The organism is Myroides indicus (genome assembly GCF_004364575.1).
Taxonomy (GTDB): Bacteria; Bacteroidota; Bacteroidia; order Flavobacteriales; family Flavobacteriaceae; genus Flavobacterium; species Flavobacterium indicum_A.
The window spans coordinates 157,966-177,424 of sequence record NZ_SOAG01000001.1; the positions used below are offsets into that span (position 1 = coordinate 157,966).

Sequence of the window (19,459 nt, forward strand, 5' to 3'; positions counted from 1 at the left end):
ATTTACAATTTATCCGGCTGTGGAAAATGTTTATTGAAATATCTCGAAAAATAAATTAGTAAAATAATGCTATAAACCAAATATACCACGCTATGTGCTTTAGTTACCCCGGTTATTCCTTCACTACTTATCCAGTAAAAAGACAATCCGTAAAACAGCAAAAATGATATTGATTCAGTTATCAAATAAGGTATGACCAAACGGTATGAGTAAAACATAATACCGTAAATCAGAGCAAAAGCTTTTAGAAAATCTCCAATCAGCTGCCAAAATAAATAATCAGACAAAGGCAAAAAACTACGGTCGAGAAACAACGTTGTAGTCTGATTTCTAAAAATGTAAAAAACTACAATTCCTATTGCAAAAACAGGTAAAATAAACTGCTGATAGATTTTTATGTATTGTTTCGCTTCATTTCCCGACCGACAAGCCGACAGCTTTGGCAAAAAATAAATACTGATTAAAGTAGAAATAAAAAGCATATAAAAACCAGACAATCGCTGCATAGCTTCCCAATAACCTGCTTGTTCTAATCCACAATATTGAATTATCAGCCTGCGAACGTAAAAATAAACCGCAGGAGTGCACAGTGTTGTAAAAAGTGCCATAATCGAAAAGGAAAACAGCGGATATAGCCACTGTTTATCTACTGTTTTCAACTCAAATTTCACTTCTTTTTTGACCCAATACCACGACAAAAAAAACAATAATGCCGGCGAGATTACCATTCCCAATAGTGCTCCTCTCAGCTCGGCAACCAATAAAAGCAATACCGTTGCCGTAACACCTAAAACATTTCCGGCAATATTGAGATAAATCACTTTTTTAAAATACCCCAATCCGTTAAGCACTGCTACAAAAATTCCGTTTAGTACCTGGAGTGGAAAAGCGAATGCCATAACAACAAACAAGAACGAAAATGAAAACTGGTCCCCAAAAATATAATGATTCAGCCACTGACTGAAAAAAGCAAACAATAAAACCGCAAAGATCAAGATTGCGCTGACAAAGATTAACACAGTAGAAAACAAACTGTTTATCTTTTTATGGTCTTCCTTATATTCCGATACATACTTTACAATTCCGTTTGGAAACCCAAAAGAAGCAATCCCCTCTATCGAAGCCATTACATTACGGAAATTTCCCATGAGTGCCATTCCGGAAGGACCGATAAAAACAGCAATTGCCTTTGCTGATAAAATACCCGTAAACAGGCGAATCAGAATTCCAAAACTATTTAGAATTCCGATTTTAAAAACCGTCTGATACTTTATTTTATTTACAATTTTCAATCGTTTATTCTGGTTTAATACTTGTTAATAACGTCAATGATATATGAAACTTCATTTTCGCTCAAAACCGGAGAAATCGGAATACTGACAACCTCTTCATGGATTAATTCAGTTACCTGTAAAGACAAATAACTGAATTCCGACAACGCTTTTTGTTTATGTGACGGTATAGGATAATGAATCATAGTTTGAATTCCTTTTTCAAGCAGATAATTCTGAAAATGAGTTCTGTCTGCAACACGGATAACAAATAAGTGAAAGTTATGCGCCTTGCTGCTTTTGACTTTAGGAAGAATTATTTTGTAATTATCTATTTCTGATAGATACCGATGAGCAATTTGCCTTCGCCTGTCATTTTCTGCATCCAGATTCGGTAATTTGAAGTTTAAGATAGCAGCCTGTAATTCATCCAATCTACTGTTAAATCCGCGGTATTTATTCTGGTATTTGATATGAGAGCCGTAATTGCGGAGTGCGCGGATAACTTCTGCCAGTTCTGCACTATGCGTTGTCACTGCTCCCCCATCTCCAAAACAACCCAGGTTTTTAGCAGGATAAAAACTAAATGCCGCTGCATCTCCTATTGCGCCGGCTTTTCCGTTATCAGATACTGAACCATGAGCTTGTGCGGCATCTTCTATAAGCAAAATACCTCTCTCTTGTGTATATTGGCGGATTTCCTGCATTTCAGAAAGCTGACCGTATAAATGCACAACCAACACAGCCTGCGTATGAGAAGTAATAGCCTCTTTAAGTGACGCCAACGATAAATTATAAGTATCTATATCAGGTTCTGCCAAAATCGGGTTCAAACCGCATTGTAACAACGCCAAAATAGTAGCAATATATGTATTTGCCGGTACAATAACATCAGCTCCTCCTGTTAGCTTACCAGTTTGAATAAGTCCCATAAAAATTAGTTTCAAAGCATCTAGTCCGTTTCCTACACCTACGCTATACTGAACTCCGCAATACTCAGAAAAGCTTTTTTCAAATGCCAATAGCTCATCTCCTAGAATATAGGAGCCTTTTTCAAGTATTTCAGAAGTCTTTTGTAAATAAAGTTTTTCATAAGGTTTGTTTATCTTATGTAAATCTAAAAACGAAATCATTTCCATACCTTATCCAATTTAGCAAAACTTGAGGTTTTAAAAGCGTAAAAATCCTGAATAACAGTTCTAGCACCAAAACCTTCTTTCCAATGTAAAAGTCCTTTATTTAGTGTTTTTCCGTTATCTTCATTACTGATGCCAAAATCAAAAAAATCTTTATCGGCAAAAATATCTTCGATTATTTTTTTTTGCAAAAAATCCAGTGCGCCGTCTTTATTTCCCTGTTCTTTTCCTGCAATATATTGTAAATGTGCTACTTTTTGTGTTTCAAAAACAGTAACTCCGCCAACTATTTCACATTGAGTATTATACACGTTAAACTGTCTTATCTGATTGGGAAAGCACTGTTTTAAAAGTTCAATTTCATTGAGAGTATGAACCGGATTAACATTGTATTTTTCTTTCAGCCTGGGAATCAAAATTGAATTCCAAAAAGATGAAAAATCGGCAGTTTCACTTACAAAATACTTTTTAGAGGAAGCCTTTCGGCACATTCTTCTGCGATTTTCGGAAAAAGGTAATTTTCTTTTTAAATCAATAACACTCAGCACGTCCCTTCTGTACAAATGCGCATTTAATAAAAATGCTATATAACTGATTTCTTCACTAAAAACGCACGAATAAATTGGTGGAATATCTTTTATCAAAATCTCCTCAATATCCAGATTACTGTAATACTTCAGCAATAATTTAAAATATTGAATATAATTTTCAAGATTAATTCCCATATCGCAAATCAAACCACCATAAGTCAATCCCTGGTGAGAAATTACCGTACTTCCATCCCGATTGGCAGGAAAAATTGCTTTTATGGTATTGTTGTCAACAATTAGTATGGACATTTCTTCAAACCGATGCTGATGATATTCCATAAAACCGCGTTCAAACAAAAACGTACCATTTTTTGCTCGACTCTGAACAAAATAATCCCACTCTTTTCGGTAACAGGCGGTATAAGGTATAATTTGCAACATCTAGAATTCTTTGCAGTTGTTTACTCTTTTATTTTTCAATAATACTACTTTAAAATAAATTTACGGCAAAAATACATTAAAGATTAAAGCTATAAAAAATGATTGTAAGTAAGGACTTTACAGCTATTTTTATTTTTAAGTAATGCTACTAAAGTCAAATTACTGCAAAAAATTATTCTTATACTTAAAAAAATTTAATTTACAATTATTTTTTATATAGTATATACTATATAGCATAGTCATAATAATGTTAAACTTTTTTACCTTGTTCTGTTTAAATAAACTATACATTTTTTGTTTAAAAATAGAGTTGAATTGATAGTCTTTAAAATTTTCAATCGCTTCATTGGGAATTGAACATAAAAAATCTATGCTATTTAAATTTTCCGGTTTACTTTTATAAAAGCTGACTAATGAATTCTTTAATAATCTATTCATATACGTTTTGTAACAAACCAAGAACTGAATATTTGGATTTTCTGCTTTATATAGTTTATAGAATTTTAAAAACTCTAAATAAGTTTTATAAACAGAGGTAAATTCAAAGTCTTTCTTTGAAAGAGATTTTTTTGTATTTACATAGTTATATTTCTCAATTGAATTGAGATATACTTTTTTACAGTATTGTAAATATGTTAATACAAATACAGTATCCTCGTGAAGCACTATTTCTTCATCAAATTTAATATCATTTTGTTTTATAATTGTATTAAGGTATAATTTTGAAAATACATATCCATTTTTATAAATTTTATATGTTTTAAAAAGTGTATAAAATTCTTTTCTTTCCAATATTTTAGGAATATAATGAGGTATAGTAATTTTTTTGGGATCATATCCAATTGCATTAAATCTGTGAATTATTAAATCTGCTGATGTTTTATGATAGTCATTTATCATTTTTTCTAAATAACCAATTGATAGAAAATCATCACTATCTACAAAAGCAACAAAAAAACCTTTAGCAACTTGCATTCCCGAATTTCGAGCGGCTGATACACCGCCATTGGCTTTATTAACAACCAAAATTCGTTTATCTATGCGTTTAAATTTTTTGCATATTACTTTTGTATCATCCTGTGATCCATCATTAACAATAATCAATTCAAAATTACAATAAGTTTGATTCAAGATGCTAATACATCTTTTTATAGTTTTGCCAGCATTATACGCCGGCAAAATCACAGATACTAGAAACATCTAACTCTTAACTAATCAAATTTTAAAATCTATAAGCTATACTCAATCCCATTCGCAAACCCGCCCAAGGCATTTTTCCTTTGAGCTTAATACCCTTATCACTGATTTCATAATCAATATTGTCAAAGCTGTCTTTTAAATCTTCCGCAAAATCTTGTAATTCTGCCTGTTCTTCTGCCGATAAGTTTTTGCTGGCAGTGATATCGATATTTGCTGAGCCGTAATTTCCGCCTATAATCTGCCAGTCCAGATAAATATTTTTGCCCAAATGCCACTGCGCACCAAAATAAATTCCACCGGAAAAAGCTTTGATATTACCAGTCAGCGGAAGATTAGGATCTTCTCCCAATAATATCAATTCATCAAACCTGTAATCATAATTTATTTTAGTGGTTTCAATCTTAGCAAAAGCAGCGATATAAAATCCGTTAAAAGCTCCTTTTTTACCTAGATAAAGTTTGATTTCCGGCGCAAAGGAAAAGTTTGAATACTTTAGTTTATCAATTTCAAAAGACGCATCATCTCCACTTTCATCACTTTCAAACATTTTCTGTAAAGTACTTTTAAACGGTGCTCCGCTTTGTGGACGGTAATTTACAGTTGCTCCCGCAATCAACCTGCCTACTACCTTTCGCTCATAAGTTAAAGATCCTGTTCCCCACGATAGAGGAACAATATTAAATTTTACCAGATTTTTCTTTACGGGTAAAACACTGTCTGCTGTCATTGGCTCAAGATTCTGACCACATAAAATGGAACAGCACAATAGTGCAAATAAAACAAAATAAGATTTCATGATATGGTGTTTTTATGTTTTGTTAATACAAAGTTAAGAGTCAAAGAAATACTAAAAAATACCCATTTATAGGTATTTTTGATAAGCTGTATCAATATTTAAATTTTTAAATATTAATCCTATAATACATCAAAGTTTAAACGTAAATTTCCGGCATGTTTAAAATCTAAAAAAGAATACCATGAGTAGTCCGGTTAAAATTCCTTACAACAGTTTTATTAAGATTGACCGTCAATCATCTACTCCTGTATATCTTCAGATAACCAATCAGTTCAGCAATGCCATTCAGCGGAATTTTTTGCCTAAAGGAACCAAGCTCCCCGGCACGCGAATGATGGCAGTTCTGCTGAGTGTAAACAGAAATACGATTGTTTCTGCATTTGAAGAACTCGCAGAACAGGGTTGGATTGAAGTAAAACCTAATAAAGGTACTTTCGTGATCGAAAAAACACTTCAGAAACCGCAAAAAATACAAACCGACCCTAAAAAATACCAATATCAATATCCTGTCCAAACCGGCTTTTCCTTTATACAATCAAATCTGATGGACAATCCGTTTGAGAAAACGCGATGTACTTACATTTTTAATGATGGAACGCCTGACTTTCGTCTCTCGCAAATAGAACAGTTGTCTTCTTTTTACAGTGCCTGTTTACGAAGAAAACATATAGGCAAAAAATGGCATGACAGCAATCATACAGAAAACGATTCTTTTAAGCGTAATTTAGTTAACTACCTTAACCTTTCCCGTGGATTGCACATTGATATTTCAAACTTACTAACTACACGAAGTTCGGAAATGAGTATCTACCTGGTGTCTCAGATTTTATTAAACATAAATGACACTGTTGCAGTAGCAGATCTAAGCTATTTTACCTCCAATATGGCATTTCAGAAAGCAGGAGCAAGAATCATAACGATTCCGACCGACAAACAAGGAATTGACGTGGATTATCTGGAAAAAATATGCAAAAAACAATCACTCAGAATGCTGTATATCACTCCGCACTACCACTACCCTACCACTGTAACACTCAGCGCGCAGCGAAGAGTAAAACTACTGCATCTGGCGGCAAAATATGGTTTTATTATTCTGGAAGATGATTATGATTATGATTTTCACTACGATAAAAGTCCTGTTTTACCACTAACCAGCGTTGACGGTAATGGAATGGTAGTTTATATTGGTACATTTGGTAAGGCACTGCCATCGGGCTTCAGAACTGGTTTTGTTGTTGCCCCACAAAATCTGATAGCTGAATTACAACAACATCTGACATTGATAGACCATCGTCGCGATACTGTTATGGAACAGGTTTTAAGTGAACTGATTAAAGAAGGAGAAATACATCGATTTCAAAAAAAACACCTGCAAATATATCAATCTCGAAGAGACTTTTTCTGCCGACAGTTAGAAACCTTTTTTGGAAACAGCCTTACTTTTGAAAAGCCCTCAGGGGGTTTAGCAGTTTGGATGGAATGGAATACACCCGTTAATCTTTTAAGATTAAAAAAAATAGCAGAAAAATCCGATTTGTTTATTCCCAAAACGCTTTTATATCAAAATAAAAGTACAACAGCAATGCGAGTTGGATTTGGACATCTTAACGAAAAAGAAATAGAGCACAGTTTGTCCATTATATGGAAGTCTATTTCAAAATTATAACTTCTTTTTTTTAATATAAGCACAGAAAATTTATTGTTCTCATAAAAAATATCCTAACCTAAAAAACTTACACCAATAATCTTTATTTTAAAGATAGGTCGTTAAGAATACTTCTCTTCTTATTTTTCTTATTTTTTTCAATCCCTGTAGTTTCTAATTAATCGGGGATGCCTCTTATTTTACAACATTGTAAAAACAAGATAATTATTATACCTCACCATACAAACAGTTGCAATACAAAAAATTAATTAGTAAAAACTATTTAAAAATACATTAATAATAGATTTTATTTATAACTAAATTAGTAAACGATATGAAAAACCCTGATTTACAATAAGATATATTTTTATGTTTGCAATAGAAATTAAGAATATAAAATAAGTTATTATGAAAAAAGACAAACTTACTACCGCATCAGGGCGTCCTTACGCTTATCACGAAGATTCCTTAACTGCAGGCCCCAGAGGTCCTGTTTTATTGCAAGATTATATTCTGCATGAAAAAATGGCACATTTTAACCGCGAACGTATACCTGAGAGAGTGGTACACGCCAAAGGCTCAGGAGCCTATGGAACATTTACAGTGACGCACGATATTACTCAATACACCAAAGCTAAGTTGTTTAACGAAATAGGAAAACAAACTCCTGTTTTCCTTAGATTTTCAACTGTTGGAGGAGAAAAAGGATCTGCAGATACCGAACGAGATCCAAGAGGTTTCGCATTAAAATTCTATACTGAAGATGGCAATTGGGATTTAGTAGGAAATAATACTCCGGTATTTTTTATTAAAGATGCTAAAAAATTCAGCGACTTTATTCATACTCAAAAAAGAGAGCCTCGAACAAATTTAAAATCAGCTACAATGGTTTGGGATTTTTGGTCTTTGAACCCTGAAAGCCTTCACCAGGTAATGATACTAATGACCGACCGTGGAACACCTTATGGATACAGGCACATGAATGGATACGGAAGCCACACTTTTTCCATGATAAATAAAGAAAATGAACGTTTTTTTGTGAAATTCCACTTTAAAACGGCACAAGGCATCAAAAATTTTACCGGAAAAGAAGCCGATCAAATGAGAGCCGAAGATATGGATTTTGCTCAGCGCGATTTGTATGAAAATATAGAAAAAGGTAACTTCCCTAAATGGAATTTAAAAATACAGGTAATGACGGAACAAGAAGTTAAAAACGCTGTGGTCAATCCTTTTGACGTAACCAAGGTTTGGCCTCACAAAGATTATCCATTGATTGATGTAGGGGTTTTAGAGCTTAACAAAAATCCGGAAAATTATTTTCAAGATGTAGAACAAGCCGCTTTTTCTCCCGCTCATATTGTGGACGGTATTGGGTTTTCTCCTGATAAAATGTTACAAGGAAGAATTTTATCTTATTCCGATGCCCAACGTTACCGATTAGGTGCTAATTATGAACAGATTCCGGTTAACCGCTGTCCGTTTATGGCTATTAATAATTATCAACGAGATGGTTTAATGAGAATTGATGGTAATGGCGGAAGTAAACCTAACTATTATCCAAACAGCTTTGACAATATTGAAGCAGACCAAAATTATGCAGAACCGGCTTTTGAGATTGAAAGTACAATAGCAGATCATTTTGACCGAAATGCGGAAGGTGAAAATGATCACTTTAGCCAACCGGGAAACTTATATAGATTATTATCTCAACAAGACAAAGAAAATACTATTAGTAATATTATTAATTCAATGAATGCAATTGATGGAGAAAAAAGAGAAGAAATTATTCTTCGTCAATTATGCCACTGGTTTAGAGCTGATACCGAATTAGGAATGCATATTGCCAAAGGATTAAATATCGACATAAGTAAGCATTTTAATATGTAAAGCAAAGTAATATATATTAAAAACACAAAAACCTGCACAACATTCAATTTGTGCAGGTTTCTTTTATCTCATTGTAAACTTAATTAATACTTTGAAAGTATCTCTTTATTTATTTTTTTGATTAACTGAGGACCTTCATAAATAAATCCGGTGTATAACTGAATTAAACTCGCTCCTGCTTCCAATTTTTCAATTGCGTCTTTTGCGGTGTGGATTCCCCCTACTCCTATTATCGGAAAAGCTTTGTTGCTTTTTTCCGACAAAAACCGGATTACCTCTGTACTTCGTTTTGTTAACGGTTTTCCGCTTAAACCGCCTATTTCTTTTTGATTTCCAGACTGTAAACCTTTACGTTCAATAGTCGTATTAGTTGCAATTACACCAGCAATTTTAGTTTCAGTAACTATTTCTATAATATCCAGTAATTGCTCATCTGTTAAATCTGGAGCTATTTTTAATAAAACAGGCTTGCTTTTCGCTTTTGCTTTATTTTTTTCCTGTAAAGTATTCAACAGTTTTTTTAAAGGTTCTTTTTCTTGCAGCTCCCTAAGATTAGGCGTATTAGGAGAACTCACATTTACCACAAAATAATCTACGTACGGATAAAGTGCATCAAAACAAATCACATAATCATCAACAGCATTTTCATTTGGTGTAACTTTGTTTTTCCCTATATTTCCACCAATCAATGTACCTTTATTCTTTTTTAAACGTTCTACAGCAGCTTCAACACCACCGTTATTAAACCCCATACGGTTGATAAGTCCGCCGTCTTCTTTTAAACGAAATAATCTCTTTTTAGGATTTCCCGGCTGCGGTTTAGGCGTAAGCGTCCCGATTTCAATAAAACCAAAGCCGAAATTCTCTAATTCACTATACAATTTTGCATCTTTGTCCAAACCTGCCGCTAAACCAACGGGATTTTTAAACTTAAGCCCAAAAATCTCTCGCTCTAACCTTGGATCAGAAACCTGAAACTGAGAGCGGATAAAAGCCGAAATACCCGGAATTTTATTAATTACTTTCAGTGTCTTAAATGTCAGATGATGTGCTTTTTCGGGATCAAGCCTAAACAAAAGAGGCTTTACAACGCTTTTGTACATGTTGCAAAATTTGTGTTGTTATTAAGTATCGCAAAATTAGTCTTTTTTATCAGATTTCACAGTATACGGTGAGTAGTTTTATCTTATTCCTAAACACATAAATTATTCAGAAAAGAAACTTTTTTGCTATGTTTTGCTTAAATTGCTGTATCAAAAGTTATGCTTATGCTTCCTGACAACTATTTACAATTTAAAACAGCTTTATCCCGCACAATTCTCGAAGGTCAGCTTATTACCAATCCGCTTTTACTCTTAGCTTATGGTACGGATGCAAGTTTTTACCAGCTGATACCCAAAATGGTCGTACAGGTTCACAATGAAAATGAAGCTGTTACTGTTATTAAAAATGCACATAAATACCATATCCCAGTAACGTATCGTGCTGCCGGAACCAGTTTGTCAGGGCAAGCAGTTACCGATTCCGTTTTGATGGTTGCCACACATCATTGGAAAAATTACGAGATATTCGACAACGGATTAAAGGCAAAATTCCAACCCGGAATCATAGGCGGCAGAGCCAATATATTACTGGCTCCCTACGGCAGAAAAATAGGTCCGGATCCCGGTTCAATAAATGCTGCCATGATTGGTGGGATTGCCGCTAACAATGCGAGTGGAATGTGTTGCGGAACCGCGCAAAATTCCTATAACACCCTTGCTGATATTCGGCTGGTTTTTTACGATGGAACTGTTTTAGATACTTCAGATGAAAAAAGCAAACAAAACTTTTTGGTAAAACATCCCGAAATCATTCAAAAAATAGAGACTATCCGCAATAAAATTCAAAACAACCAGGTTTTACTGAACCGAATCAAACGCAAATTTAAAATCAAAAATACAACAGGATACAGCCTGAATGCTTTTGTCGATTATCACAATCCATTTGATATTATAAAACACCTGATGATTGGCTCGGAAGGCACACTTGCTTTTATTTCAGATATCACTTATAATACTGTTATCAATTACAAATACAAAGCCTGTACATTGATGGTTTTTGAAACAATTGAAAAAGCCTGCTCTGCCGTTCCATTTTTAAAAGAAAGTCCGGTAGCAGCTGTAGAGCTGTTAGACAGAAATAGCATCCGATCTATCGAAAACGATGAACAAGCTCCGGATTATTTCAAAACCCTTCCCGAGTCAAGCTGTATTCTTTTAGTGGAATGTCAGGCAAACAATGTACAAGAAATGGTTGAAAAACAGCAAAAAATAATAGTGTCTGTTGCTGCCATTCCTACTTATAAACCATTTGAATTTACATCCGAACCCAAACAATACGCTTTTAATTGGAAGACCCGCAATGGACTTTTACCGAGTACGGGCGCATTGCGGAAAACCGGAACTACTTGTATTATTGAAGATGTTGCTTTCCCTGTTGACAGATTGGCCGAGGCAAGCATAGCCTTGAAAAATCTGTTTGCCGAACTGCAATACCAAGATGCCGTTCTGTTTGGACATGCTTTGGAAGGGAACCTTCATCTGGTATTTTTACAGGATTTTTCAACTGCAAAAGAAGTACAGCGCTATGCTACATTAATGGACAGGCTGACTGACCTTGTGGTTAACCAGTTTCAAGGTTCGCTGAAAGCCGAGCACGGTACAGGCAGAAATATGGCTCCTTTTGTTGAAAAAGAATGGGGTGAGCAAGCATATCAAATTATGATAGAAATTAAACAATTATTTGATCCTAATAACCTCGTTAATCCTGGAGTGATTATCAACAAAAATCCAAAAATCCATCTGGAAAACCTAAAACCATCGCCACCAACACATGAAATTATAGACAAGTGCATTGAATGCGGTTTTTGCGAATCACATTGTGTATCGGAAGGATTGACGTTATCTCCGAGACAGCGCATTGTGGTAGGAAGAGAAATTTCTCGCCTGAAAAAATCAGGAAAAAATACTGAACGTTTAAAATTGTTGCGCCAACAAGCTGAATATTATTCTGATCAAACCTGTGCTACGGATGGATTGTGTGCCTTGGTTTGTCCGGTCAAAATCGATACCGGAAAATATATCAAAGCTGTCAGACGTTCCAAAATTTCATCAAAAAACAGGAAAAGAGCACAATACCTCGCTAAAAACTTAGACAAGGTTACTAAAGCCGGACGATTGGGGGTGAAATCCATTCATTTCTTTCAAACTTTACTGGGAAATAAAACCTTGTATTCTGTTTCCAAAGTATTCCGAAAAATATCAGGCAATAAAATACCTCAATGGAACAGCGCGATGCCAACAGCAACTCAAACCAAAGTAGAAACATCTGTTCTTTATCCTGAAAACGAGCTAAAAGTAGTCTATTTTCCGTCTTGTATCAACCGTACGATGGGAAAATCTGCGGATTATCCCAAAACAGATGTTGACTTAATCGTTCAAACAGAAATCCTTTTAAAGCGAGCAGGGTATTCGATTATATATCCTGAAAAAATTAACAATTTGTGCTGTGGCATGCCTTTTAGCAGCAAAGGATATAAAAGAGCAGGTCTTCAAAAAGAAGCTGAACTGGAACAACATTTGCTACAAGCTTCTGAAAATGGAAAATATCCCGTTTTGTTTGACATGAGTCCCTGTTTTTACACATTTATGGAAACGCGTCAAAACAGCAATCTGAAAATATATGATCCGATTGAATTTGTCTTGGATTTTGTATTGCCCAAACTGCCGGTTAAAAGTCCGCGAAAAGAAATCACTTTATTTCCGGTTTGTTCTATAAAAAAAATAGGATTGGAAGAAAAATTAATGGAAATAGGAAAACGATGTGCTGAAAAAGTTCATTATATTGATAGTAACTGCTGTGGTTTTGCTGGAGACAGAGGTTTTACACATCCCGAATTAAACCAATACGGAAACAGGCATTTAAAAGAGCAGATTCCGAGTACATGCAAAGATGCGTTTTCTACAAGTCGAACCTGTGAAATAGGGTTATCTGAGCACAGCAACGTCAATTTTAAATCTGTTTTTTATTTAATTGACGAAGTTACACGTTAAATAATATTAGCTGAATTACATAAAACCAAAGCTTTGAAATTCCCAAAACTTTGGTTTATAATTTACATTCCGGCAATTACTCTTAATTCTTCCATCATTCGCATCGCCAAATTGTCAGCTTCTTCCTGAGTGGATGCTTCGGTATAAATGCGAATAATAGGTTCTGTATTGGACTTTCTCAAGTGTGCCCAACTGGTGGGAAAATCTATTTTTACGCCGTCTATTGTTGTTACTTTTTGATTGCTGTAATTAAAAGCTATTTGTTCCAGAATAAGGTCAACGTTTAATCGCGGAGTAAGCTCTATTTTATTTTTACTCATATAATATTGTGGATAACCAGCTCTGAGTTCGGATACAGTTTTATCTTGTTGTGCCAAATATGTCAGAAAAAGGGCAATGCCGACTAAAGCATCTCTTCCGTAGTGAATTTCAGGATAAATAATTCCACCATTTCCTTCGCCTCCCAAAACAGCATTTGTTTTTTTCATCAGTTCTACTACGTTTACTTCTCCTACGGCAGACGCTTCGTACTTTCCTCCTCTTTGTTCGGTTATATCTCTTAATGCCCGTGACGACGAAAGATTAGAAACTGTATTGCCCGGTGTTTTACTAAGTACATAATCCGCTACGGCTACTAACGTATATTCTTCTCCAAACATTTCTCCTTCGTTGGTAATAAAAGCCAAACGATCCACATCGGGATCGACTACAATTCCGAAATCGGCTTTTTCTTTTCTAACTAACTCACAAATGTCTCCCAAATGTTCTTTTAAAGGTTCGGGATTATGCGGGAAATGTCCGTTTGGATCGCAGTAAAGTTCCACTACTTCAACACCCATTTTTTTCAACAAAGCAGGAATTACAATTCCGCCAGAAGAATTTACGGCATCTACAACTACTTTGAAATTTTTCTTTTTTACGACTTCCACATCTACTAATTTCAGTTTTAAAACTTCATCAATGTGAATATCCATATAATCTGATTTTGGAGTAACAACTCCCAAACTATCTACATCGGCAAAGACATAAGCATCTTTCTCAGCAATCTCCAATATTTTAGCACCTTCTTCTCCATTCAAAAACTCTCCTTTGTTATTTAACAGTTTTAAGGCATTCCACTGCTTTGGATTATGAGAAGCAGTTAAAATAATTCCTCCATCGGCTTTTTCTAACGGCACAGCCACCTCAACGGTAGGCGTTGTCGAAAGTCCTAAATCAATAACATTAATTCCTAAACCAACTAAAGTATGAACCACTAAATTGTGAATCATCGGACCCGAAATGCGTGCATCTCTTCCTATAACTACGGTTAATTGTTTTTTATCTGAATTATTTTTTAAAAATGTTCCGTATGCAGAGGCAAATTTTACAGTATCAACAGGAGTAAGATTATATCCTACTTTTCCGCCAATCGTACCTCGAATGCCCGAAATAGATTTGATTAAGGTCATAACTTTATTTTTTTCGATGTACGACAAAGATAAAAGAAATGAAAATGTTTTATCGATTTATCTTAGTCAAATGTTTAATTTTATGCTTAAATTGTCAATATGAATTTTTTAGCACATATATATTTATCAGGGGAAGATAAACTTTTAAAAATAGGTAATTTTGCTGCCGACAGCATCCGAGGAAAAGAATATTTGACTTATCCTTTAAAAATACAGCAAGGTGTAATTTTACACAGAGAAATAGATACTTATACCGATACTCACCCTATTTGGCGGCAAAGTAAAAAAATCATTGTTTCTCAATATAATCACTATGCTGCAGTCATTATAGATATGTATTATGACCATTTTTTGGCAAAAAACTGGAATCAATACAGCCAAGTTCCTTTAGAACAATACGCTGACGAATTTTATCAATCTTTAATTGAGAATTATGAAATTCTTCCATCTAAAATAAAAAACTTTTTGCACATTATGGTTGCCGAAAACTGGCTGGTTTTATACCAGACTACTGAAGGACTGGAGTATATTCTGTCACAAATGGACAAACGTTCTAAAGGAATTTCAAAAATGAGATTTGCAACAAAAGAATTAATAGAAAACTACACTGATTTTGAAACTCAGTTTACAGCTTTTTTTGAAGATTTAAAAGAACATATTATACGCTTTATAAAAACCGATCGCTTTTTACTAAAATCCTACTAATCCCATTCGATAATATAAAAATATTTTTAATGCTAGTAATGTTTAATTACTTTTGCAGTCTATTGCTGCAGGATGAAATTTTTGAATAGAAAAAAAATAAGGTCTTTTTTTCATCAGGTATTCAGATATGCTGAAGGGATTTTGTTTTTTTTGAAATCAATACTTTCAAAAAAACAGTTTCTATATTTATCTTGCGTATTTGTAGGTGCCTCTTCTGCTGTTGCTGTCATTATTTTAAAATATTTTGCACATTCTGTTTTTTTATTTGCCTCTTATATTGACAGCCTTTCTCATTTGCCCTATTTAAACAGTATTTTACCCATTATAGGTATTTTACTAACTGTATTTATAATTAAAAAATTCCTAAACGGCAACATTGAAAAAGGAACTTACCAAATTATGATTTCTGTTGCCAAGCGTTCGGGAATTATGCCCCGAAAACAAATGTATGCCCAGATTGTTACCAGCTCATTGACAGTGGGTATGGGAGGATCTTTAGGGCTAGAATCTCCTATTGCTATTACAGGAGCTGCATTTGGATCTAACTATGCTCAAAACTATAGATTAAATCATAAAGATCGAATTTTACTGCTTGCTTGTGGTGTTGCTGCTGGAATTTCAGCTGCTTTTAACGCTCCAATTGCAGGGGTTTTATTTGCGATTGAGATTATTTTAGCAGATGTTGCTGTATCGGCTTTTATTCCTATCATGATTGCATCTGCAACTGGTACAATTGTTTCAAACCTAATCATAAAAGAAGATATTTTACTCTCCTTTAAACAACAACTTACATTTGATTCAGACAACACGCCTTATTATGTTTTATTGGGGATATTATCTGGAATATTTTGTGTTTACCACGCGCGAATGTTTAGAAAAACTGAGCATTTTATTTCCAGCTTTAAAAAGGGCATCTATAAAAAAGCAATTATTGGCTCATCCATGCTTGCTGGATTAATCTTTTTATTTCCAACTTTGTTTGGTGAAGGATATGAAAGTATTAAAGTATTAGCCGGAGAAAACCCGCAAGAAATTTTAAGTAATACCATTTTAAGCAAACATATAGACAACCAATGGGTTTTATTATTATTTGTTTCTGGTGCTGCTCTGATGAAAGCTTTGGCAGCAGGACTTACCATGGGAAGTGGCGGAAATGGCGGAAATTTTGCTCCTTCTTTATTTGTAGGTTCATATTTAGGTTTTGCTTTATCACATCTGTTAACTCTATTAGGATTAAAGGAAATTCCTATTCACAATTTTACCGTAGTGGGAATGGCTGGCGTTTTAAGCGGATTGTTCCATGCTCCTCTTACAGCAATATTTTTAATTGCCGAAATTACGGGAGGTTATGGGTTAGTTGTTCCTCTTTTAATTGTGTCTTCTATAAGTTTTGCTATCTCTAAACGTATGGAAAAATATTCGATGGATATTAAATCGATTGCTAAAACCGGAATGGTATTTACTTCTGATAAAGATTTCAATATCCTTTCAACAATATCCATAAAAAATTATATACAAAAAGATTTGCGGGTTCTTACTTTACTTAATACCACACAGGACGCTTTTGAAATTTTTTCACAAACCACTCAATCTTTTATACCTGTTGTAAACCAAGAAAATGAAATCGTTGGTAGCGTAGAATTAGATAAGGTGAGACCTATTATATTCAATAACTTTCAAACAAAATTTACTTTACTAAAAGATATTATCGTACCTCCCCCTATAGCCTTATCTACAGATTCCGCAAAAACTGTAACGGATCTTTTTGAACATTACCACTCTAATTATCTTTTAATCCAAAAAGATGGAAAGTTTTTAGGTTCTCTCTTTAAATATGATATCCTAGAAGCTTACAGACGAAACCATAAGTACTTGTTATTGGATTAAGAAAAGGGAATTTTTCAATCATGTTATTTAAAATGTGTTAAAACCACTTTTGTTAATAATTATTTTTATATTTTTACATTAAGTTTAAAAAAGAAAACAACTTTCAAAAAGGAAAGCTTAATGGATAAATATTCGTTAGACATTGATGCGATTAACCAAGCATTGGTCATCCTACAAGGAAAATGGAAAATACAAATTATTAGTACATTAAGTAATAAAAAATCATATCGCTTTAATGAACTAATGAAAGCAATAGATGGAATTGGAACAAAAATGCTTTCAAGTGATTTAAAAATACTGGAAAATAACAAAATCATTGAAAGGCATGTCTTAGATTCTCATCCAGTAATTATAGAGTACTCTTTGTCTTTGTATGGGCAAACACTTAGCAAATTACTGTACGAAATGTCAGAATGGGGAATCACACACCGAAATAAGCAAAAAGGATATAATCCGAATAGTCATATAAACCACTTCTTAACTATAGATATTTAAAGAAATGATTAACAATTTTATACAAGAGCTTTTGTCAAAGAATAAAAGTTCTCAATCATTTTTAGACAAACAAAGAATTGAGCACTTTACAGATACTCTGTTTCACTTTTTATTTCAGTTAGAAGATAAAAAATATTTATCAGAACAGGCAATTCAAATCCGTTTAACAAGTTTAAAAAACGAATTAATTTCAATTCTATTCAATATAAACAATAATGCTGCCCGATCACAAAAAATAGCAGATGACTTTTTTGAATCTGTACCTAATATCTACAATATTCTAAATACAGATGCTCAAGCTATTTATGACAACGATCCTGCAGCTACATCCTTACAGGAAGTACACATTGCTTATCCTGGTTTTTACGCTATTGCCATATACCGCTTTGCAAATCAGTTACAAAAACAAAAAGTAAGCCTTCTACCTCGTATTTGGACAGAGTATGCTCATAGTAAAACAGGTATAGACATACACCCCTCAGCAACAATAGGTTCTCATTTCTGTATTGATCACGGTACGGGAATCGTAATTGGCGAAACCTGCATTATTGGAAATAATGTAAAAATTTATCAGGGTGTAACCCTCGGTGCTATTTCAGTATCCAAAAGTAAAGCCAACACAAGACGTCATCCATATATTCAGGACAATGTTATTATTTATTCCGGCGCTACTATTCTGGGTGGAGAAACGGTTATCGGACACGATGCCGTTATAGGCGGAAATGTCTGGCTCACAAAAAGTGTAAAGCCAAATGCTGTTATTTATAGTAAAAGTAAAAGTTATTATAAAGATCATACAGAATATCCGGAACCAATCAACTTTATAATTTAAATAATTAATTAACCTTAAAAAAAATAGCAATGAAAGTAAACAGTATTTTAGATACAATAGGAAATACTCCTCATGTAAAAATTAATAATATTTTTACAAATCACAACGTTTGGATTAAACTTGAAAAACAAAATCCGGGGGGAAGCTTAAAGGATCGTATTGCTTTAGCAATGATTGAAGATGCAGAAAAACAAGGTCTGATAAATAAAAGCACTACCATCATTGAACCCACCTCGGGTAATACAGGAGTAGGTCTGGCAATGGTATGTGCAGTAAAAGGATACAAATTAATACTAGTTATGCCGGAGTCTATGAGTATTGAAAGGCGAAAATTAATGGCTGCATATGGAGCTAAATTTGTACTTACCCCAAAAGAGTTAGGAACGGCAGGTGCAGTCGCTAAAGCAGGAGAACTTGCCGATGAAATAGATAATTCATGGATCCCTCAACAATTTAATAATCTGTCTAACCCAGAGATACATAGACAAACAACAGCACAGGAAATCTTGAATGATTTTCCGGAAGGCATTGACTTTTTAATTACCGGTGTTGGAACTGGCGGACATATTAGTGGAGTTGCTGAAATTTTAAAACCTAAATTTCCTCATTTAAAAGTTTTCGCTGTAGAACCCGAAAATTCGCCGGTTTTAAGTGGAGGAAAGCCAGGCCCCCATCCTCTTCAAGGGATAGGTGCAGGATTTATTCCAAAAGTAACTAACACTTCTATTTTTGACGGAATCATTACTGTCGGACAAAATGAAGCTTTTGACTACACTAATCAGATTTCTCAAAAAGAGGGCATTTTAGCCGGAATTTCTACTGGAACTTCATTAGCTGCCATTGCTAAAAAATTACCTGAAATAAAAAGTGGAGCCACCATCTTAACTTTTAATTATGATACAGGCGAAAGATATTGGTCTGTTGATAATTTATTTGATGAAAAAGCTGCAGAAATAAAATAACATAAGAAGTAAAAAGTGAGCTTAAACAGTAGTCATGGTCGGAAGATTAATCTTCCGACTTTTTTTGTTTAAAAAAGTAAGGTAATGTATACATTTGGCTGCAGAAACTAAAGTATATGAATAC

General features: G+C 34.0%; 15 protein-coding genes. 8 read left to right on the top strand and 7 right to left on the bottom strand.

What is annotated here, in order from left to right; genetic code table 11:
* Positions 1–2 precede the first annotated feature (2 nt).
* From C8P70_RS00705 to C8P70_RS00725, 5 genes are all read right to left on the bottom strand, one after another.
* A complete protein-coding gene (locus C8P70_RS00705; RefSeq protein WP_133711430.1) occupies positions 3–1,292 on the bottom strand; it encodes an O-antigen translocase in 1,290 nt (429 codons plus the stop codon).
* A gap of 14 nt (positions 1,293–1,306) precedes the next feature.
* A complete protein-coding gene (locus C8P70_RS00710) occupies positions 1,307–2,410 on the bottom strand; it encodes a DegT/DnrJ/EryC1/StrS family aminotransferase (protein WP_317128241.1) in 1,104 nt (367 codons plus the stop codon).
* Entirely contained in the window at positions 2,401–3,378 is a 978-nt protein-coding gene (locus C8P70_RS00715) for a GNAT family N-acetyltransferase (RefSeq protein WP_133711431.1), read from the bottom strand. Before C8P70_RS00715 ends, C8P70_RS00710 begins: the two co-directional genes overlap by 10 nt.
* A 159-nt stretch (positions 3,379–3,537) precedes the next feature.
* Positions 3,538–4,578 carry a glycosyltransferase family 2 protein gene (locus tag C8P70_RS00720; RefSeq protein ID WP_133711432.1) on the bottom strand — a complete coding sequence of 347 codons (1,041 nt, stop codon included), beginning with the start codon at positions 4,576–4,578 and terminating at the stop codon, positions 3,538–3,540.
* Positions 4,579–4,600: 22 nt separating this feature from the next.
* Positions 4,601–5,374: a hypothetical protein gene (locus C8P70_RS00725; protein ID WP_133711433.1), complete on the bottom strand. Its 774-nt coding sequence runs from the start codon at positions 5,372–5,374 to the stop codon at positions 4,601–4,603.
* A gap of 181 nt (positions 5,375–5,555) precedes the next feature.
* Between C8P70_RS00725 and C8P70_RS00730 the strand changes: the two genes are divergently transcribed.
* Positions 5,556–7,040: an aminotransferase-like domain-containing protein gene (locus C8P70_RS00730; protein ID WP_133711434.1), complete on the top strand. Its 1,485-nt coding sequence runs from the start codon at positions 5,556–5,558 to the stop codon at positions 7,038–7,040.
* Between the two features lie 387 nt (positions 7,041–7,427).
* Positions 7,428–8,909: a catalase gene (locus C8P70_RS00735; RefSeq protein ID WP_133711435.1), complete on the top strand. Its 1,482-nt coding sequence runs from the start codon at positions 7,428–7,430 to the stop codon at positions 8,907–8,909.
* 83 nt (positions 8,910–8,992) lie between these two features.
* On the opposite strand, the gene C8P70_RS00740 is transcribed toward C8P70_RS00735, so the two are convergent.
* A complete protein-coding gene (locus tag C8P70_RS00740) occupies positions 8,993–10,012 on the bottom strand; it encodes a quinone-dependent dihydroorotate dehydrogenase (RefSeq protein WP_133711436.1) in 1,020 nt (339 codons plus the stop codon).
* A 165-nt stretch (positions 10,013–10,177) separates the two neighbouring features.
* Here C8P70_RS00740 and C8P70_RS00745 point away from each other — a divergent pair, with 165 nt between their 5' ends.
* The gene (locus C8P70_RS00745; protein WP_133711437.1) at positions 10,178–13,003 is read left to right on the top strand and encodes an FAD-binding and (Fe-S)-binding domain-containing protein; all 2,826 of its coding nucleotides are present in this window, start codon (positions 10,178–10,180) and stop codon (positions 13,001–13,003) included.
* Positions 13,004–13,065: 62 nt separating this feature from the next.
* Here the strand turns inward: C8P70_RS00745 and glmM are convergent, their stop codons facing one another.
* A complete protein-coding gene (gene glmM / locus C8P70_RS00750; protein ID WP_133711438.1) occupies positions 13,066–14,454 on the bottom strand; it encodes a phosphoglucosamine mutase in 1,389 nt (462 codons plus the stop codon).
* A gap of 99 nt (positions 14,455–14,553) precedes the next feature.
* Between glmM and C8P70_RS00755 the strand changes: the two genes are divergently transcribed.
* The 5 genes from C8P70_RS00755 to cysK all read left to right on the top strand — a co-directional run bounded on the left by C8P70_RS00755 (position 14,554) and on the right by cysK (position 19,335).
* On the top strand, positions 14,554–15,159 hold the full coding sequence (locus tag C8P70_RS00755; protein WP_133711439.1) for an acyl carrier protein phosphodiesterase: 606 nt from the start codon (positions 14,554–14,556) through the stop codon (positions 15,157–15,159).
* A gap of 72 nt (positions 15,160–15,231) precedes the next feature.
* Complete coding sequence (locus C8P70_RS00760; protein ID WP_133711440.1) at positions 15,232–17,046, top strand: chloride channel protein; 1,815 nt, start codon at positions 15,232–15,234, stop codon at positions 17,044–17,046.
* 120 nt (positions 17,047–17,166) lie between these two features.
* Positions 17,167–17,541: a winged helix-turn-helix transcriptional regulator gene (locus C8P70_RS00765; protein ID WP_133711441.1), complete on the top strand. Its 375-nt coding sequence runs from the start codon at positions 17,167–17,169 to the stop codon at positions 17,539–17,541.
* 4 nt (positions 17,542–17,545) lie between these two features.
* Positions 17,546–18,373 (top strand): serine O-acetyltransferase, encoded by an 828-nt coding sequence (locus C8P70_RS00770; protein WP_133711442.1) that lies wholly within the window; start codon positions 17,546–17,548, stop codon positions 18,371–18,373.
* A gap of 29 nt (positions 18,374–18,402) precedes the next feature.
* The gene (gene cysK, locus C8P70_RS00775; protein WP_133711443.1) at positions 18,403–19,335 is read left to right on the top strand and encodes a cysteine synthase A; all 933 of its coding nucleotides are present in this window, start codon (positions 18,403–18,405) and stop codon (positions 19,333–19,335) included.
* Positions 19,336–19,459 lie beyond the last annotated feature (124 nt).